At 68.1% G+C, this 18566-nt stretch carries 18 protein-coding genes and 1 tRNA gene; 2 read left to right on the top strand and 17 right to left on the bottom strand.

Annotated features, from left to right (window positions below):
* Positions 1-762: 762 nt before the first annotated feature.
* From ACFY10_RS35430 to ACFY10_RS35470, 9 genes are all read right to left on the bottom strand, one after another.
* Positions 763-921, bottom strand: a complete 159-nt coding sequence (locus tag ACFY10_RS35430) for a hypothetical protein (RefSeq protein WP_390669339.1) — start codon at positions 919-921, stop codon at positions 763-765.
* A 190-nt stretch (positions 922-1111) separates the two neighbouring features.
* The gene (locus tag ACFY10_RS35435) at positions 1112-1726 is read right to left on the bottom strand and encodes a nucleoside deaminase (RefSeq protein ID WP_390669340.1); all 615 of its coding nucleotides are present in this window, start codon (positions 1724-1726) and stop codon (positions 1112-1114) included.
* 32 nt (positions 1727-1758) lie between these two features.
* The gene (locus ACFY10_RS35440; RefSeq protein ID WP_390669341.1) at positions 1759-2592 is read right to left on the bottom strand and encodes an ABC transporter permease; all 834 of its coding nucleotides are present in this window, start codon (positions 2590-2592) and stop codon (positions 1759-1761) included.
* A complete protein-coding gene (locus tag ACFY10_RS35445; RefSeq protein ID WP_390669342.1) occupies positions 2589-3368 on the bottom strand; it encodes an ABC transporter permease in 780 nt (259 codons plus the stop codon). The genes ACFY10_RS35440 and ACFY10_RS35445 overlap by 4 nt, the downstream gene beginning before the upstream one ends.
* A complete protein-coding gene (locus ACFY10_RS35450; protein WP_390669343.1) occupies positions 3365-4225 on the bottom strand; it encodes an ABC transporter ATP-binding protein in 861 nt (286 codons plus the stop codon). Before ACFY10_RS35450 ends, ACFY10_RS35445 begins: the two co-directional genes overlap by 4 nt.
* A gap of 84 nt (positions 4226-4309) precedes the next feature.
* A complete protein-coding gene (locus ACFY10_RS35455) occupies positions 4310-5416 on the bottom strand; it encodes an ABC transporter substrate-binding protein (protein ID WP_390669344.1) in 1107 nt (368 codons plus the stop codon).
* A 113-nt stretch (positions 5417-5529) separates the two neighbouring features.
* Positions 5530-6519 carry a PDR/VanB family oxidoreductase gene (locus ACFY10_RS35460; RefSeq protein WP_390669345.1) on the bottom strand — a complete coding sequence of 330 codons (990 nt, stop codon included), beginning with the start codon at positions 6517-6519 and terminating at the stop codon, positions 5530-5532.
* 10 nt (positions 6520-6529) lie between these two features.
* Positions 6530-7573 (bottom strand): Rieske 2Fe-2S domain-containing protein, encoded by a 1044-nt coding sequence (locus tag ACFY10_RS35465; RefSeq protein WP_390669346.1) that lies wholly within the window; start codon positions 7571-7573, stop codon positions 6530-6532.
* Positions 7574-7966: 393 nt separating this feature from the next.
* Entirely contained in the window at positions 7967-8458 is a 492-nt protein-coding gene (locus tag ACFY10_RS35470) for a molybdopterin-dependent oxidoreductase (protein ID WP_390669347.1), read from the bottom strand.
* Between the two features lie 117 nt (positions 8459-8575).
* Between ACFY10_RS35470 and ACFY10_RS35475 the strand changes: the two genes are divergently transcribed.
* Entirely contained in the window at positions 8576-9178 is a 603-nt protein-coding gene (locus ACFY10_RS35475; RefSeq protein WP_390669348.1) for a TetR/AcrR family transcriptional regulator, read from the top strand.
* 33 nt (positions 9179-9211) lie between these two features.
* On the opposite strand, the gene ACFY10_RS35480 is transcribed toward ACFY10_RS35475, so the two are convergent.
* The gene (locus ACFY10_RS35480) at positions 9212-10048 is read right to left on the bottom strand and encodes a TauD/TfdA family dioxygenase (protein WP_390669349.1); all 837 of its coding nucleotides are present in this window, start codon (positions 10046-10048) and stop codon (positions 9212-9214) included.
* A gap of 558 nt (positions 10049-10606) precedes the next feature.
* Between ACFY10_RS35480 and ACFY10_RS35485 the strand changes: the two genes are divergently transcribed.
* Positions 10607-10704, top strand: a tRNA-Ser gene (locus ACFY10_RS35485).
* A 919-nt stretch (positions 10705-11623) separates the two neighbouring features.
* Here ACFY10_RS35485 and ACFY10_RS35490 read toward each other — a convergent pair.
* The 7 genes from ACFY10_RS35490 to ACFY10_RS35520 all read right to left on the bottom strand — a co-directional run bounded on the left by ACFY10_RS35490 (position 11624) and on the right by ACFY10_RS35520 (position 18477).
* Positions 11624-11923, bottom strand: a complete 300-nt coding sequence (locus ACFY10_RS35490) for a hypothetical protein (protein ID WP_390669350.1) — start codon at positions 11921-11923, stop codon at positions 11624-11626.
* 125 nt (positions 11924-12048) lie between these two features.
* Positions 12049-12312 carry an integrase core domain-containing protein gene (locus ACFY10_RS35495; protein ID WP_390669351.1) on the bottom strand — a complete coding sequence of 88 codons (264 nt, stop codon included), beginning with the start codon at positions 12310-12312 and terminating at the stop codon, positions 12049-12051.
* 83 nt (positions 12313-12395) lie between these two features.
* Positions 12396-13412 carry an ABC transporter ATP-binding protein gene (locus ACFY10_RS35500; RefSeq protein WP_390669352.1) on the bottom strand — a complete coding sequence of 339 codons (1017 nt, stop codon included), beginning with the start codon at positions 13410-13412 and terminating at the stop codon, positions 12396-12398.
* 44 nt (positions 13413-13456) lie between these two features.
* Positions 13457-14560, bottom strand: coding sequence for an ABC transporter ATP-binding protein (locus ACFY10_RS35505; protein ID WP_390669353.1), 1104 nt, complete (start codon positions 14558-14560; stop codon positions 13457-13459).
* The gene (locus ACFY10_RS35510; protein WP_390669354.1) at positions 14557-15567 is read right to left on the bottom strand and encodes an ABC transporter permease; all 1011 of its coding nucleotides are present in this window, start codon (positions 15565-15567) and stop codon (positions 14557-14559) included. Before ACFY10_RS35510 ends, ACFY10_RS35505 begins: the two co-directional genes overlap by 4 nt.
* Positions 15568-15677: 110 nt before the next feature.
* On the bottom strand, positions 15678-17441 hold the full coding sequence (locus ACFY10_RS35515) for an ABC transporter substrate-binding protein (protein WP_390669355.1): 1764 nt from the start codon (positions 17439-17441) through the stop codon (positions 15678-15680).
* A 40-nt stretch (positions 17442-17481) separates the two neighbouring features.
* Complete coding sequence (locus ACFY10_RS35520; protein ID WP_390669356.1) at positions 17482-18477, bottom strand: ABC transporter permease; 996 nt, start codon at positions 18475-18477, stop codon at positions 17482-17484.
* Between the last annotated feature and the right edge of the window lie 89 nt (positions 18478-18566).

Here is an 18566-nt window from a genome sequence, read left to right on the forward strand (position 1 = left end):
GTGAGGTGCCAAACCCCTTCTGAGCTGGGAAAACGGCCAAAATTGGCATTGATCGACAAGAGTCGCCAAGATCCTCAAAGGACTCATAATCCGTCGGCCGTGGGTTCGAGTCCCACCCGCCCCACCTGCGCAGGTCTTTGACCTGCGGAAACGTTCATCTTACTTTGCCTGAACGGACTGAATCCGCTGCTCGTGGGTTTGGGGTCCGGCGGTGGTCGGGGAGCCCCAGCCTCTCTGACCTGCGGCGGAGTGAGCGATCGAGGTCGTCGCTCTCCGTCCGGGTGACTGCTCTGAGGGTCGATGCCGGGACCCAGGGGCCGTACAGGGGCCGGGACGGCGAAGGTGTGTCCAGTCGTCGGTGTCTCCGGGCCGGTTCGTCGTCCCGTTTGCTTGCTGCGCGGCATGGGCTGCCAGCTGCAGCGTGGACAGTCGAGTGCCGGGTCGGCACTGGAGGCAGCGCGGATGCGGGTGCCCCTGGTGCGCGGGCCCGGGGGCAATGAAAAAGCCCCAAGAGGAAACGGCCCTACGGCGTCAGCGGCGATTTTCCGAAGCCATGGGGGCCGGGGTGCGCAGGAGAAGGCCGTCGTCGAGAGACGGGGCATGCGGTCTTGTCGTAGCAGTTCTGCCGTCGGCGGCTCACGTGCGCAGTCCGTGCAGTGCCCCGCCCGGGTAGCGGCGGCCTGGCTCCAGTTGTGTCTCCTGGTCGTCGGCATGGACGTTGGCGACGCAGGCTACTGCGCGCGTGATCTGCTGCGGGTCGGCTCAGCCGACCGCGCCCGGTACGGATCCCGCCGCGTGGGCACGGCCTGGCAACCGGTCGGCCAGGGTGTCCAGGGTTGTGCAGTATTCCCTGGTGCTGAGCAGGACATGGTTCGGCGCGGCGCACACGGTGGCGACGAGCGGGCCGGTTGGCTTCGGCACCGAGAACTCCCATGAAGGTGTCGTCCGTTTCGACCACGACCACTGCCTGAAAGGCTGGACCCTGACCGAACCCAGGTGGAGCGGCTGGACGGAATTGGCCCGAGCGCACGGTGTGCGGGGCCGCCGTGGTCGTTGTCGGCGTCGGCGCCGCCGTGATCGGTCCGCTGGTCGGGGACGCGACCCGGGCCGACTACGAGATGACGGTCACGGACCCGCGCGCGTTGTAGATGACGGCATCCTCGCGTTCGCCGTAGGCCTGGAAGACCGTGACTGCCTCGTCACGAAGCACGCCGGACACGACCTGGATGCCACGCTGCTCGAACTGCTCGGCCCAGTCCTCGCGCATGGGGCCCTCGTCGAAGCCGGTGAGTTGTTCCACCTCGGGACCTTCTCCGGCGATGACCAGACGCCGGATTCCGGACCACATCGCGGCGCCGTAACACATGGTGCAGGGGCGCCAGTTGACGACCAGTTCAAGATCAGGGCCGCCAGGGGCGCCGAGGTCCCATGCGCCCAGCCGGGTCTGCGCGAGGGAGACGGCGACGACCTCGGCGTGGGTGGAGGAGAGACCTGAGGACAGTACGAGGTTGACGCCGGCCGACACGAGTCGTCCGGTCCCCGTCTCGACGACCAGGGCGGCGAACGGGCCGCCGGTGTCCTCCTGGTGGTTGCGTTCAGCGAGCCGGTTGGTGAGACGGACGCGCTCCTCGTCGGTGGGCAGGGTCTCGGGCACGCCGGCCAGCTCGGTCAGCACCCATGCGGGGAGCTGGGCGCCGAACGTCGTGGCGAGGGCGGAGGCATCCATTGAGCAGGTATCCAGTCGTAGGCCGGATGGGGTCAGGTGCCCGGGCGGATGTTGGGCGCGAAGCGGGCCAGGGCGACGGTCTCGATGGCCGCGATGATGTTGTACGCCAGTGCGGACACGGCGGTGAGGACGGCGACCGAGGCCCAGAGGTGGTCGTAGTCGAAGGTGGAGGAGTCCTTGAGCATGGCGTAGCCGAGGCCTTGTCCGGTGGAGAGCCATTCGGCGAGCATCGCGCCGATCAGGGCTCCGGGGACGCCGATGCGTGCGCTGGCGAAGAACGCGGGGACCGCGCTGGGCAGCATGACCTTGCGGGCGATGGTCCAGTCTCCGGCGCCGTACGCGCGGCACAGGTCGGCGGCCTGGCGGGAGGCGGAGCGCAGGCCGAAGGTCATGGTGACCAGGGCGGGGAAGAAGACGATCAGGCCGCTGATGACGGTGGTGGCCATCAGGCCGCGGCCGAAGATGAGCGTGATGAGCGGGGTCATCGCCACCAGGGGCACGGAGCGTACGACGACGGCCATCGGCAGCAGGGCCTGCTCGACGCTCCGGAGGAGGACGAAGACGACTGCCACGCCCACCGCCGCCGCCAGCCCGGCGACGAAGCCGACCCCGGCGTCCAGCAGCGTGCGGCCCAGACCGGAGGAGACCAGGGAGCGGTGGGCGCCCGCGTCCGCGCCCGTGAACAGGTAGTGGAATATGTCGACCGGCGACTTGGCCACCAGCGGGTCCAGGTCGTAGACCTGCAGGAAGACGATCCACAGGACGATGACGGCCGTCATCGTCACGATCACGTTCAGCAGCGGGCGCAGCACGCCCGCCGCGAAGCGCAGCGCGGGGGCCGTCCGTGTCTGGGGTGCGGTGCTCATGCGTGTCCGCCTTCCACTGTCGTCGTGCGCGACCACGGCAGGGCGTAGCGGGCGACGATCCCGACTGCTCCGTACGCGAGGCCTGCCACCGCTCCCGAGACCAGGGCGATGCCCCAGGTGCGGGGCACGTCGAGCTGCTGCTGGGCGATGGTCATGGCGATGCCGAGGCCGCTGTCGACCCGGCCGAGGTACTCGCCGATGATCGCGCCGAGCAGCGCCGCCGGACCGGCGATCTTGAGTGCGGCCAGTGTGCTGGGCAGTGCGGCGATCAGGCGGACCCGCAGCATCTGCTGCCAGCGGCCGCCGCCGTAGGCGCGTACCAGGTCGAGCGTGGCCGGGTCGGCCGAGCGCAGCCCGAGCAGTGCGCCGATGAGGGTGGTGAAGAAGACCGACAGCCCGGCCATCGCGGACATCGGCTTGTCTCCGTCCAGGACGAGGGACAGGATCGGGCCGATCGCCACGATGGGCAGGCAGTAGGAGGCCACCGCGATCTGCGTGATCACCCGCTCCAGTACGGGCACCAGCAGCACCAGCACCGCCAGGCCCAGCGCCAGCCCGTTGCCGACCAGATACCCGGTCAGGGCCTCGCCCACGGTCTGCGTGACATGCGGGCTGTAGAAGGACCAGCCGTCGTCGAACACGCTCGCCACGACCGCCCACGGGGTGGGCACGCCGTCCCCGGTGCTGACGACCGTGGTGGACAGCAGCGACCACGCTCCGATCAGAGCGGTGATGCCGATGGCCCCGCCGGTCCAGGCGGAACGCCGCGCACTCATGACGCCACCGCCGCGGGATCGGGGGCGTCGGCGGGGGCGTCGGCGCGGCCGAACAGGAGTTCCGACAACTGGTCGGCGTAGGCGTGGAACTCGGGCGAGCGCATCATCTCCGGGGTGCGCGGCCGAGGCAGGTCGATGGTGACGACCTCCACGATCCGGCCGGGCCGCGGGGACATGACGGCGACGGTGTCGCTGAGCAGCACGGCCTCGTTGATGGAGTGGGTGACGAGCAGGGTGGTCACCGCGCGGGCCTGCCAGATGCGCTGGAGTTCGAGGTTGAGCCGCTGACGTGTCATGTCGTCCAGTGCGCCGAACGGTTCGTCCAGCAGCAGCACCTTGGGGTCGACGACCAGCGAGCGGGCGATGGCGACGCGTTGCCGCATGCCGCCGGAGAGCTGGGCGGGGCGGGCCTTCTCGAAGCCTTCGAGGCCGACCAGTTTGATGAGGTCGGAGATCGCTGCCGGGTCGGGTTTGATGCCGCTGATCTCCAGCGGGAGCCGGATGTTGGCGGCGACCGAGCGCCACGGCAGCAGCGCGGCGTCCTGGAAGGCTATGCCCAGGTGGTGCCGTTTGCGGGCCGCCTCCGGGTCCTCGCCGTGTACGAGGGCCGTACCGGAGGTCGGGCTGTCGAGCCCGGCGAGGATCCGCAGAACGGTCGACTTGCCGCAGCCCGACGGCCCGAGCAGCGACAGGAACTGGCCCTCGGCCGTGTCCAGATCGACGCCGGCCAGTGCGGGTACGCGCTGTCGGCCGAGCTTGAACTCCTTGCTCAGCCCGCGCAGGGACAGCCCGGTGCCGGCATTGGCTGGGCCTCCCGAGTCGTCGGATGGCTCGGGAACGGCTGCTGCGGTACTCATCAGATGGTGACCTTTGTGTGCGGTGCGGGTACGGGAAGCCGGTACCGGCGGGACGACGGGGCCGCACCGGTACCGCCGGGGGCCTTAGATGAGGCTGGGGTCTTCCTTGTAGACCTCTTCGAGGATCGAGAGGTCGAAGAGCTTGGCGGCGGTGATGTCGAGGCCGCCGTACTTCAGCGTCTTGATGTTCTCGTCGATCAGCGCCTGCGTGACCGTGAACAGGCCGTTCTTCTTGGTGTCGGCGCTCACCATCAGCTCGCTCTCGTCCTTGGACTCAAGGGTCTGCTCCTTGGTCGTCAGCCCGAGCCCCTTGCCGTACGTCTCGGCCGCGAGCTTCGCGCCGAGCGCCGGATCGGCGATGTTCGCCTTCCAGCCCTTGATCTCCGCGCGCAGGAACGCCTTGAGCAGGTCGCGCTGCTTGTCGATGGTGTCCTGGCGGACGCAGTACGTCTCCGAGACCAGCGGGTAGCCGGTGTCGGCGAGCAGCATCGTGGCGACCTTGAAGCCCTTCAGGCGCAGCGAGTTCGGCTCGTTCGTCACGAAGGAGAACCAGCCGTCTACGGTGCCCTGGGTCAGGGGCAGCGGGTCGAACTGCACCGGCACCTTCGTGATCTTCGATGCGTCCAGCCCGGTCGCCTTGATGTACGCCGCCCACACGGACTCGTTGCCCGCCTGGACACCGATCTTCTTGCCGTACATGTCCTCCGGCTTGGCGATCGGGGCCTTGGCCATCGACATGATGCAGAACGGGTTCTTCTGGTACTGCGCACCGATGATCTTCAGTGGCGCGCCCTTGGCGACAGCCGCGCCTGTGATGTCGGGGGCGCTGATCGCCACGAGTGCCTTCTTGGTGACGACGTCCGTCTCCATCGGCGTCGCCGACGGCCCGCCGCCGATCAGCGTGACCTTCGAGAAGCCTTCGTCCGTGTAGTAGCCCTTGCTGTCCGCGATGTAGCTGCCCGCGAACTCGACGTTCTTGATCCAGGACAGCCGAAGCGTCAGCTCACCGAAACTCTTGGAACCGGAGGACGTGGGGGAGGAGGCCGAGGACGACGAGTCGGAACCGCCGCACGCGGCGAGCAGCGGGCCGCCGAACAGCGCGGCGCCGCCCAGCTGCAGTCCCCGCCTGAGGAAGAGACGGCGGTCGGTGGCGGCGAACGCTCTGCCGTCACTGTTCGTACTTCTGGTCATGGCGCGCTTTCCTTTCACTGGCCGGGTGGGCACCGGCACATGGGTGGGGCGTGGCCCGGACAGTGCCGGGCCGGTCTCCGGTCGACCTGTGACCCGGGATCAGGGATCCCGGGTCACAGGTCGAGGAGGAGTTCGGGGGTGCGGGCGCGGGAGCAGCAGACGGTGATCCGGTCGTTGGCCGCGCGCTCGTCGGGGGTCTGGACCTCGTCGCGGTGGTCGGGTTCGCCGGCCAGGACGGTGGTGAGGCAGGCGCCGCAGATGCCCTGCTCGCAGGAGAGCTCGACCTCGACGCCGTGGGCGGTGAGGACCTCGGCGATGGTGCGGTCGGCGGGGACGGGATAGGCGGTGCCGGTGCTCGCGATCCGTACGGTGAACGCGGTGGCGACTTCGGCTTTCGCTCCGTCTCCCTCTCCTCCTCCGGTGGATGGCGGAGCCCCCGGGGCGAAGCGTTCGGTGTGAAGCTGGCCGGGCTGCCAGCCCGCAGCGGTCGCCTTGGCCACGACGTGGGTCATGAAGCCGTCGGGCCCGCAGACATAGACGGCCGTGTCCGGTTCCGGGACCAGGAGTTCGGCGGGCAGCCCCGCGCGGACGGTGTCCCCCTGGTCGCTGTGGTGGACCACTGTCCGCTCGCCGAGAGCGGAGGTCTGGAGCCGCTCCAGGAGGGGGGCCTCCGCCGCGCTGGAGGTGTAGTGGTGCAGGACGAACGACGCTCCCCGTGCGGCCAGGGCTTCGGCCATCGACAGCAGGGGTGTGATGCCGATACCGCCCGCGACGAGCACGTGATGCTCGGCCGCCACGAGTGGGAAGTGGTTGCGCGGGGGCGAGATCCGTAGCCGTCGGCCCACGGTGAGGTCATGGTGCAGGGTGCGGGAGCCGCCCCGGCCGGTGTCGTCGCGCCGTACGCAGATCAGGTAACGGCCTTTTTCCCGGGGGGAGTTGCACAGGGAATACTGACGGACCAGGGAGGGCCCGAGATGAACGTCGATGTGGGCGCCGGCCTCGAAGGACGGCAGGGTCCCGCCGTCCGCCGCCCGGAGTTCGTAACTGAGGCTGGTGCCGGAGGCGAGGGAGATCGTGTGGACGATGACGTCGAGTGTCTGCACGGTGGGGGCCCTACGCGGTGAAGAAGTGACTCAGGCCCAGGTCGCGCAGACCGCGCCGGTAGGCGATGGAGCTGCGGTCGGCGGGGATGTGGACTTCGAGTTTCGGGTCGAGGGGGAGGTTCTCGGGTTTCTGGACCTCGACGATGGCGCGGTCCTCCTCGAAGACCGTGCGGTTGAAGTCGTATACGGCCTGGACGGGTTGGTCGGTGTCGAAGTTGCGGGCGATCGGGGCGAACATGCGGGTCTGGCGGGCGGAGACCGGGGAGGCGGCGTTCATGATGTTGAGCAGTCCGCCGTCGGGGAAGTGCACGACGAGGGTGGCCGTGAAGGGTAGGTGCACGTCGAAGCGGCGCAGCCACTGGTAGCCGGGCGGGGCCTGCTTGGTGCTGCCGTGCGGGTAGTTGCTGACGGTGCTCCAGTAGTCGACGGAGTGGCCGTACTGGTGGCGGACGGGGGTGTAGTCGGGGACCTCGGTGTTGTCGGGGTCGCCGAAGGAGTCGAGGTGGACGAAGCCGAAGTGGGCGACGTCGAGGAAGCCCTCGACCTGGCGTCCGGCGAAGGCGGCGATGTCGATCCAGGGGCAGTTGATCTGCTGGAAGTCCTCGTCGTCCCAGTGGGCCATGGTCGGGATCACCGGGGCCGCGTCGGGCTCCGGGCACAGGCAGGTCCACACCAGGCCGTACCGCTCGACGACCGGGTAGGTCCGCAGGTTCAGCCGGGACGGGATCTTCGACTCCGGATGGGCCGGCACCTGCACGCACCGGCCGCCCTCGCCGAACCGCAGCCCGTGATAGGCGCAGGTGATGCCGGTTCCGTCGCCGCCGCCGAGGCTCAGCGGCACCCCGCGGTGCGGACAGATGTCGTGGGCCACGACCATGGTGCCCCGCGCTCGGTAGGCCACCAGGGTCTCGTCGAGCAGGCGTACGGCGGTCGGGGTGTCGCCGATCTCGCTCGACAGGGCGACCGGGTACCAGTGCTGGGCGAGGATCGCCCAGTCGTCGGCATCGAACGTGCAGTCCCGGGGCAGGACGGGCCGGGGCGGAGCAGTGGTCATGCAAAAATCCTTCTGCGTAGCGCGGCTGGCAACGGCCGGACAGACACCTGTGAGGCGCGCACGCCAGGACGACGGCGTGGGACAAGTGCGAGGCGAAAGAGTGCGGCGACAAGCCGATCCCGGGCCAGAGACACCGTGGAACCGCAGACCGGGCAGGGCACCGGCCGCGGTCGTCGGTATGAGGTCAGTTGTGAGAGCCCTCGGACTCCGGATGTGAACCGTGCGCCACGCGTCCGCGCGTCCAGGCCGACTGGTGGGCACGGCACCGGAGGTCTGTGCTGCACTCGCTGACAAAGCTCATCGCGCTTCCCTCCGTGCTCAGTGCCGACTGTCTGTCGCCGGACGACCAAGCCGAGACTGACGCACGGAGATTGCCCTGTCATTCCGTGTTTGTTACTTACGGATTCCATGCCCGGTTTTGGCTCGGGGTGCCGAAGCGAGAGCCCACGCAACCGTGGCAGGCAATGGAATTCTCAGTGCCTCGGGATCATCGGACTCGATGGCGCGCAGCCACTTGGGGCTCTTGCAGCCGAATAGGTGGGGCTCGACCAGGCGGAGTGGGAAGCCGTGTTCGGCGGTGAGGGGCTCGCCGTTGTGGTGTGTGACCTCCGGTGCGGGCGGCATCAGGTCCAGGACGGCCGGAGTGAGGATGCCGTACGTTTCGTGGTCGTTGGAGGTGGAGCCGGTCGCGCAGTGCAGATCGGCGACGACCGTGACGTGGGGGAGTGCGGTGCGGTCCTCGAACATCCAGCTGTGTTCGGAGCCGGCGGAGGTGGCGTCGTGGACGCGCAGGTTCCAGCGTTCGGGGCGGAACCGGGGGTCGGGCCCGTAGCGGGAGACAGGCCGTCCATTCTGGGCAACCAGGTGATCAAGCTGTGGGTGCATGTGATCAATCCCTGGCTGCGGGCCGAGGTGCTGCTGAAGGCCGCCGTGTCCATGAGTGTCTCGTCGAGCCCCGAGCCGCTCGGTTAGGCCCGCTGAGCTGCGGGTAATGTGCTGGCCATGCCCGATACCCCGGCCCTGCCCGAACGCGACCGCCTGCTGAGGCTGACCGCGGACTACGTCCTGGAGCACGGCGTCGCGGAGATGACCCTGCGCAAGCTCGGCAGCGCGATCGGCACCAACAATCGCATGCTGCTGTACTACTTCGGCTCCAAGGAGGAGCTGATCACGGCTGCGCTGGCCGAGGCGAGCGGGCGCTTCCCGATTCTCGGCAAGGCGTTCGCCATCATGGACGACCAGCCGCGCCCGCTGCGCGAGCGGATTACCGCGGCCTGGGACGCAGTGGCGGCAGCCGAGAACCTGCCGTTCCACCGGACGTTCTTCGAGGCGCTGGGCCTGGCCGCGCATCAACGCGGTCGGTTCGACAGCTTCCTGGGGTCGGTAGGCAGGGACTGGCGCGAACAGCTCGCGGCCTCGCTGGGCGGCGGCGGTGTGCCGAAGGCCGCCGCGGACGATCTGGCCCAGGAACTGGTCGCGCTGTGGCGCGGCCTGCAACTGGACCTGATCACCTCGGGCGACCGGGCCGGGACCGATCGGGTGATCGCGTCCGCCGCCGAGTCGATCGCCCGGCGGGCGGCGACGGCCGCCGCTCCTGAATCCTGATGTTCCGTCACATCGCCCTGGGCGATGGGGTTTTCAAGATGCCATCGGGATCCGGGGGACGATAATGTCCAGTGGGCCGTCCGGAACCGCGACCGCGTCCTGGCTCCAGCCCCAGATCGAACAGACCTTGCGCAGCGGATCGCTGTGCCCGTCCCTGCCGTGCAGCACCCGATAGTTGTCGATGCAGATCATCTCACCCGGGCCCACCCGGAACATCGGCCCGCTGTCACGGGCCGCGACGACCGCGTCCTGCCAGGCGCGCACATACGTCCAGTGCTCCGACTCCAACGGGCCCTCGACCGGCGCGAGATAGGGATGGTGACGGCCCTGGAAGCGGCCCGACGGGGTCCGCCGGACGATCGGCGAAAAGCCGCCCTGGGGGTAGTTGGGCTCGGAGTGGTCGATGTCGACAGTGCGGCAGAAGTGGGCAAGCGCGGTGCTGCCGGGATCGGCGGCCAGCAGGTCCAGCAGCCGGGCGGTGTCGATCAGGAAAGAGTCGCCGCCGCTGGCCGCGGGCCGCTCGCACCACAGGAACAGATGGTCGGGGGCGTAGTCACCGAAAGCGAAGCCGTCGTTGTGGGCGACCATCCGCTCCTCGGCCGGGCCGGCGTCGCGTTTGCGGCCACGCCTGTCGGCGGGCTGCGCCCTCATCTTCATCGCCTCGACCCGGCCGCTCTCCTTCGTCGCCTCGAACTGGGTGCCGCAACGCACAGCCCGGTCCCCCATGATCGCGCGGCCCATCGCGACCGCCGTCTCCTCGTCCGGCAGCCCGGTCATGATGGCCGCGCCCTCGGCGGCGAGCACCGCTGCCGCCTCCTGTGGGCCGGTTACTTTGCGCGGGATGAAACTTGCGGTGCTGACGTCCAACACAGCGCCTCCTGAAGTCCGCGGAACCAAGCCCGATTGAACCAATCGGTTCAATCAGCGTAGAAGCCCCGTGTTTCACCAAAGTGACGCACCCGCGTGCTTTGGGTTGCCCATGCGGACCCTGGAGTCCATCCGGCCCCGGGCTCGTGCCATGCACGGTTTGAACCTGATCCAGCAGTGGCCGGGGCGAGAGTGGGGCCGAGGGAGTGGCCCGGCTGCGGGTCGAGAACACGCGGCCTGCTGACTTCGGTTATGAGACCTACGTCCTCGGTTGATCCGGTCGGCACGCCGTGATCCAGACCCAAGCGCAGTCCGGTGAGTGAACTCGTTTCCTGGCGTCAGGGATGATGCTCCGCCCCGGGACAAGGGCGGAGCATCATCTCGTCGGTAGGGGACTCCGCTGTGCGAGGGTTCTATCCCCTTGGCTGAACTGCGCGGACGCGACTGGTTCTGTGGTGAGCGTCCAACTCGTCGCCCCCCAGGGGCCATTGAGGGGCCACAAGGACAGGAATACATCGACAAGCACCACACAGGACTGACACGGATCAGCACGTCTGACCTGGGAAAACGGCAAAGATGAGTGTTGATCGGCAAGGACCGCCAAGATCCTCAATGGACTCATAATCCGTCGGCCGTGGGTTCGAGTCCCACCCGCCCCACCTGTGTAGGTCTCTGGCCTGCGGAAACGTTCATTTTTGGGTGTCGGATCGTCAAGTTCGCCTGAACGGACTGAATCCGCTGCTCGTGGGTTTGGGGTCCGGCGGCGCCCGGGGGAGCTTCAACCCATCTGACCTGCGGCGGAGTAGGTGATTGAGGGTGTCGTTCGCCGTCCGAGCGGCTGCCATTAGGCTCGATACCAAGATCCAGGGGCCAGGCAGGGGCCGGGACGACGCGGCCGTGTCCAGGCCGACGGTTTCTCCGGGGCGATTAGTTGTCCCATTTGCTGATTGCGTGGCGCGGGTAGGGCGACGTCGGCTGGTCATCGCGCCGTCGCGGCATCCATCCGCCGCTGCTCGCGGACCGCGGCCTCGACGGCGCTCGGCGCGCGATGCCCCGCAGGCCGGTGCCGCCTGCGGGTCGGTCTTGGTGCCGGGTCCTCACCGGGGCGCTGTTCGGGTCGTTGCCTCGCGAATGACCTCGTCCTGCGTCACGGATGGGAGGTCTGCCAGCCGCGTTGCCGAGAGACTGCGATGCAAGGTCCGCAGATCCCGGAGAGGCTGCCGCTCGCGTCTGCTGTGACTGCACCCGTTGACATTGCTGCCGGGGTGTTCGAGCGGGCAGCGGCCCGTCGAGGAAGGGGGACGCGCTCGGGCAGGCGGCTGGCGATGGCCTGGTTGCCTCCCGCCGGCATTCGACGGACGCCGGGCCCTGCCGACAGGCATGCGCCATACCGCCGCACGCTGGTGCGCTCCGGGGAACCGCCTGCAAGCCGGAGATCCCGGGCCCGGGGAGCGAGAGGCGGCCGGACCCGGACCGCAGCTCAGCCGGCGTCGGGAGACGGTTTGCGGAGTGTGGTGGAGAAGACGAGGAGCTGAATCAGGCGCAGCGCCCGCTCGGTGTCCCAGAGTCGGGGGGAGATCAGGGGCCGCTTTCGGCGCACAGTTCGTCCGGTGGGAGATCCGCCATGGTGGGCATGACGCGCAGGACGTCGTCGAGCAGCGTGCCGAAGTGCTCGCCGACCGGTTCGGCGGCCGCCCGGCGGAGTTGTTCCAGCGCCGGTTCCACCGCGGCGAGTCGGGTGAGTACTGCGGCGTTGTCGACGACCTTCCCGGGCGGCGGTGCGAAGTCCATGGACTGCAGGGCTCGTTCTGCCACAGTGGCGTCGGCCGGTGCGGTCCGCCGCTCGTGGGCGTCGAGTGCGTCCTCGGCGCGCTGCACGATCTCAGCGACCGCGCGGGCGATGGCCGGGGGTGCAGGGCGAGCGGGCGGCCCGGCCAGTCGCCCGCGTACTCGGCGAACGAGAGGTCGATCCTGTCGATCCCCTGGTTGCGTAGAGACGTTGGTTATGCGGCCCGGCCTTCCTGATCGATCCGAGCTCGCGTTTCCTGGATGATCCGTTCGAACTCGACGGGCGGCTTCCCGCCGGCCGCGCTGTGACGGCGTTTCGTGTTGTAGAAGTCCGCGATCCACGTCGCGGTCTTCAGCCGGGCCTCGGCGCGGGTGGCGAAGGTGTGCCGGTAGATGTACTCGACCTTGAGGATCGAGTGGAACGACTGCGCGGCGGCATTGTCCAGGGCCGACCCGACGCGCCCCATCGACTGCACCACGCCCCACCTGCCGCACAGCTGCTGGACGCCTCGACGTGTATTCGCTGCCGCGGTCCTGCGCCGGGGCCGACGCCCCGCGCAGGCTAGCCTGCTTCGCCAGACATGTTTTCCGGGAAGTGGCAGGCCACCAGGTGTCCCCGCTTGAGCTCTCTCAGCGGTGGTTCCTGCACCTTACAGATGTCCTGCGCCTTCCAGCAGCGGGTGTGGAAGCGGCAGGCGGGGGGTGGGTTCACGGGCGAGGGCACGTCACCCGTGAGGAGGATCCGTTCGCGTTTGGTGCGGCGCTCGGGGTTCGGGACGGGGACCGCGGACATCAGTGCCACCGTGTAGGGGTGCATGGGCCCGCGGTACAGCGACTCCTTGCCGCCGATCTCCACCACCTTTCCCAGGTACATCACCGCCACCCGCGTCGAGACGTGCCGGATGACCGAAAGGTCGTGCGCGATGATCACGTAGGTGAGGCCCAGCTCCTCCTGGAGATCGTCCAGCAGGTTGACCACCTGGGCCTGGATGGAGACGTCCAGCGCCGATACCGGCTCGTCCGCCACGATCATCTTCGGCCGCAGCGCCAGCGCCCTGGCCACGCCGATGCGTTGCCGTTGGCCGCCGGAGAACTCGTGCGGGTAGCGGTTGTAGTGTTCGGGGCTGAGCCCGCACAGTTCCAGCAGGTCCTGGACGGCGCGCTTCACTCCCTGTGCGGTCTTCACCTTCTGCAGCCGGAAGGGATCGCCGACGATCGTGCCGACGGTGTGCCGGGGGTTGAGGGAGGAGTACGGGTCCTGAAAGATCATCTGGATGTCTTTGCGCAGGGGGCGCATCGCGCCCGGCGACAGGTGCGTGATGTCGTGCCCCTCGAACTCGATCTTCCCTGCGGTGGGCTCGAGGAGCCGGATGATCAGCCGCCCGGTCGTGGTCTTGCCGCAGCCCGACTCGCCGACCACGCCCAGCGTCTCTCCGGGCAGCACGCTGAAGTCGATGCCGTCCACCGCCCGCACCGCGCCGACCTGACGGCGCAGCAGGCCCTGGGTGATGGGGAAGTGCTTCACCAGCCCCTGGACGTTCAGCAGGGGCTCGTGATCGGTGGTCTGCGTGCGTCCCATGAGACCTCCACCTCCTTCTCCGGCCGTACAGCCTTCGTCCGGCCTCACAGCCCGGGCGCCACTTCCTTGGCGAAGATCCGGCGCCGTTCCTCGGGCAGCAGATGGCAGGCCACGAGATGGCCGGTGCCTGACGCGTCGGTCAGCTTGGGGACCTCTGTGCGGGACTTGTCACCGTTGCGGTCGGCAAACGGGCAGCGCGGGTGGAACGCGCATCCGAGCGGCAGTCTGATCAGGCTCGGCGGGTTCCCGGCGATCGGGATCAGCCGCGCCTGCATTTCGCGGTCCATGCGCGGCATGGAGCCCAGCAGGCCCCAGGTGTACGGATGCTCGGGCGCCGTGAACAGTTGCTTGGCCTCGCCCTTCTCCACGCACTTGCCGGCGTACATCACCAGGATGTCGTCGGCCAACTCGGCCACCACCCCCAGGTCGTGAGTGATGATGATCACCGCGGAACCGAACTCCTGTTGGAGCTCGCGGATGAGGTCCAGGATCTGCGCCTGGACGGTGACGTCCAGTGCGGTCGTCGGCTCGTCCGCGATCAGCAGCGAGGGGTCGTTGACCAGAGCCATGGCGATCATTGCGCGTTGACGCATACCGCCGGAGAACTGGTGCGGATAGTCGTCCACCCGGGTGGCGGGTTGCGGGATTCCCACCCTTTCGAGCATCTCGACCGCCCGTAGGCGGGCCTCCTTGCGGCTCGTTTTCGGGTGGTGCACCCGGTAGGCCTCGGTGATCTGGGCGCCGATTGTGTAGAAGGGGTGCATCGCGGTCAACGGGTCCTGGAAGATCATCGCCATCTTGCGGCCCCGCAGGTGCTGCACGCGTTCGGGAGGGGCGGAGATGAGTTCTTCGTCGTCCAGCCAGATCTCGCCGGAGATCTTGGCCTTGAGCGTGCGGTGCAGGCCCATGATGCCCAGCGAGGTCACCGATTTGCCGGACCCGGACTCGCCGACGATCCCCAGCGTCCGGCCCCGCTCCAGCTCGAAGGAAATGCCGTCCACGGCCCTGACCAGACCGTCGTCGGTGTCGAAGTGGATGCGCAGGTCGCGTATTTGGAGAAAGCCGGTACCGGGCGGCGCGCCGCGGCCCGCCTCCACGCCGCCAATGGACGACCCCTTCGACGGCTGTTCGCGAGGTTTGCGGCTCATGAGTACCTCACCCGGGGGTCGACGGCGACGTACAGCACATCCACCACGAGGTTGGCCACGACGATGAAGAAGGCAGCCAGTGTGGTCACGGCCATGATCTTCGGCAGGTCGTTGTCGGTGATCGCCTGCACCGCGTACTGCCCGACTCCTGGCAGCGAGAAGGCGGTCTCGGTCAGTACGGCGCCGCCGAGCAGCAGACCGATGTCCAGGCCGAAGATCGTGAGGATCGGGGTGAGGGCGGAGCGCAGACCGTGCTTGACGACCACCGTCCGTTCGCTGAGGCCCTTGGCCCGTGCGGTGCGGATGTAGTCCTCGCTCATCGTCTCCAACATGCCTGCCCGGGTGAGCCGGGCGTACAGCGCCGAGTACAAGAAGGCGAGGGTGACCCAGGGCAGTACCAGATTCTTCGCCCACATCAGCGGGTCCGAGGTGAAGGGCACGTAGTGCAGGTTCGGGAAGATCGACCACTTGTAGCTGAACAGTGCGAGCGAAACCAGCGCGGTGAAGAAGATCGGCAGCGAGACGCCGGCCAGCGCGATGCCCATGGAGAGCCGGTCGAAGATCGAGCCGCGCTTGAGCGCCGACAGCACGCCGATCGACACACCGCTGACCAGCCAGATGGTCGCCGCCCCCACGGCCAATGACAGCGTCACGGGGATGCGTTGGGTGATCTGCGGCCAGACCGGCAGGTGGCTCTTGAACGAGTAACCGAAGCACGGCACCTGGCAGTAGGAGGCATCCGGCCCGAAATGGAACGTGCGGCCGGCGAAGATCCCGTGCACGAACTGCCAGTACTGCGTGTACAGCGGCTGGTCGAAACCCAGGTTCTTCTGGACGGCGGCCAGCGCCTCAGGACTGGGGTCGCGGCCGACGTACTGAGCCGCCAGCTGAGTGCTGGTCTCGCCGGCCAGTCGCGGCACGAGGAAGAAGATCGCGAAGGTAATGGCCGTCACGACGAACAGCAGGATCACCGCCGCCGCTACGCGCCGGATGATGTACGCACCCACGGTCGGGCGGCGGGGCCCCTGCCGGCCGGACCTCGGCCCGGTCGGCGGGCGCCTCGCCCTTCACCTCCTCAGCTCCTCCGTTCCGGTACGGTCCGCGCGTCCGCCAAGGGCTACTTGGCGCCGACGTTCAGGTAGTCGTACATGCCGTATGCCTCGGTGACGAACACGTTGGTTGCGTGGTCCGGACGGTACAGCGGGTCCTTGCGGTAGAGCAGAGGCACCAGAGGCGCCTGCTCCATCGCGGCCTTGTCGATGTCACCCCACGCCTTGGTGCGGGTCGCGGCGTCGGTGTTGCCGATGGCCGCGTCGAGCATCTTGTTGATGCCGGGATCGTTCAGCTCGGACAGGTTGGAGTTACCTGAGGCCTTGATGGCCGTGCCGTCGACGATCTGCTGGAGGAAGCCGTAACCGGTCGGCCAGTCGGCGGCCCACGCCATCATCATCAGACCGAGACCGTGCGAGTGGACGAAGGCCGGAGCGCCGGCGTTGTCGGTGAAGTACTTCCCCGACGGGTACTGCTGGATGCCGACGCTGATCCCGACCTTCTTCAGCGAGGCCTGGACCGCCTGGGCGATCGCGATCTCGTTGGGCCGGTCGGCCCGGGCGGAGAGGTTGGTGGAGAAGCCGCCCGGGTGGCCGCACTGCTTGAGCTCACCCTTGGCCGCGGCGAGGCCCTCCGCCGAGTTCGCTCCCTTGTAACCAGGGGTCTTGTACAGGTCGTAGTTGACGTGGCCGGAGACCGTGGGCGGCAGGATCGTCGTGGCGATGTCACCGTGGATGTCGCCGCCGGTCGCGGTCTGCGCGGAGACCTTGTCGACCGCGTACTCCACCGCCTTGCGGCAGTGCACATTATTGAACGGCTTCACGGCCGTGGAGATCGCCACATAGGCGAGTGCGCCGCTCTGTGCGTCGTCGATGTGTCCCTTCTGGGTCGGGTTGCTCAAGGCGGCGGCCTGGCTTTGCGCCGCGATGCCGGCGCCCGCGATGTCCAGCGTGGCGTTGCCGGCGATCAGGTTCTGGTCGACCGTGGTCTGGGCGATGTTGAACTGGACGGTGATCTTGTCCGGGAGCTGCTTGCGGATCGGGTCGGAGGACGCGCTCCAGTTCGGGTTCCTCACCAGCGTTGCGCCCTTGCCGTCCTGATAGCTCTGGAACATGTACGAGCCGGACGAGATCACGTTCTTCACGTAGTCCGAGCCGGTGTCCTTGGCCTGGGGGACAGGCGCCGTCTGCGGATTGCTGACCAGGTAGTCGAAGTCTGCGAACGGCTGGTTGAGATGGAAGACGATGGTGGTGGCGTCCGGCGTCTCGATCGACTTCAGGCCGCCGGTCTTGTCCTTGTACGGCCCCTGGTACTTGGGGGTGTTGTCCACCAGATACGCGTTGAAGTACGTGGGCCCGTTGGACATCACATCAGGCGCGTAGTTGCTGCGCTCGATGGCGTACTTGACGTCCTTGGTCGTGATCGGTGTGCCATCGGAGAACTTCAGTCCCGGACGGATGTGGTAAGTCCAGGTCTTGCCGTTGTCACTGGGCTTGCCGAGCCCCTCCGCAAGGTCCGGTACGAGCTTCAGGCCGGCACCTCCGGGTGCGGGCTGGAAGGTGGTCAGTGCCCGCGCGTAGACCCGGGTGAAGTCCCACATGAAGGCGTAGTAGGTGTTGCCGGGGTCCATCGAGTCCGGTGTGCTCGAAAGCTGGTACACCACTGTCCCGCCCTTGTGGTCGGAGGGATTGACCACGCCGGTGATGCCGGCGTTGTAGGCGGGGGCTTTCCCCGCCGTTCCGCCGCCGCCGTTGCCGCCGCCGCACGCTGACACGACCAGCGCCGCGACTGCGGCACCCGCAAGAACGAATGTGGTCTTTGATCTCCTCATGACGAGCTCCCCTCGCCTGAGCCGGGAATCGGTGCGCGCATCACTTGCTCCGCGGGTCCAGGGCGTCCCGGAGTCCGTCGCCGAGCAGGTTGAATGCCAGGACAGTGATGAAGATCGCCAGACCCGGGACCAGCATGAACCACGGATCCGCCTGGTAGAGGCTGATGGCCTGGTTGAGCATGCCGCCCCAGGACGCCTGCGGCGGCTGGATGCCGACGCCGAGGAAGCTCAGACCGGCCTCGAAGAGGATGTTCGTCGGGATCAGCAGCGTCGAGTAGACGATGATCGGTGCGACGAGATTCGGCAGCAGTTGCTTGAACAGGATGTGCGGCCCCCGGGCGCCGAGGGTGCGCGCCGCGTCGACGAACTCGCGCTCGCGCAGCGAAAGCGTCTGGCCGCGGATGATGCGGCCCATGTAGGGCCAGCTGAAGAAACCGATCACGAAGATCAGCACGCTGATGTGGAGCGTCAGCCCGTGCAGTCCGAAAGCGCCGCCCTGAAGCGAGGCGGACAGTGCGATCGCGAAGAGGAGCAGCGGGAAGGCCAGGAAGATGTCCATGAGGCGGCTGATCACCGTGTCGACCCAGCCCCCGTAATAGCCGGCGGCCACGCCCAGCACCGTGCCGAGGGTCACCGACAGCACGGTCGCGCCGAACGCGACCGCCAGTGACACCCATGCACCTTCGATGATCCGCGCGAGCAGGTCGCGGCCGAACTGCGGGTCGACGCCGAGGGGATGGTCCCAGCTGATCCCGCCCCAGGCCCCTTTGGGCCTGAGCAGCACCGGATCGATCAGATTCTGGTGGAAGGCGTTCGGATCAAGCTTGAAGACGGATTCGATGACCTTGGCGAAGACTGCCAGCACCAGCAGGCAGAGAACGACGATGCCGCCCGCGACCGCGACCTTGTCACGCTTGAACCGCATCCATGCGATCTGCCCGAGCGACCGGCCCTCGATCCCCTCGCCCATCCCGGACAGCACGGACTCCGGCTGCGCCTCGGCGGCTGAGCCGGTGACCTCTATGGGGGCCGTCATGGCCGTGCACCCCCTGTCCGGTGGTGACCGGTTCCAGGTGCAGCCATGACGGACGATGGCCCGGCGGGCGATGATCATCCATCCAGCAC

Origin of the sequence: Streptomyces sp. NPDC001401 (assembly GCF_042895385.1) — a bacterium.
GTDB lineage: Bacteria > Actinomycetota > Actinomycetes > Streptomycetales > Streptomycetaceae > Streptomyces.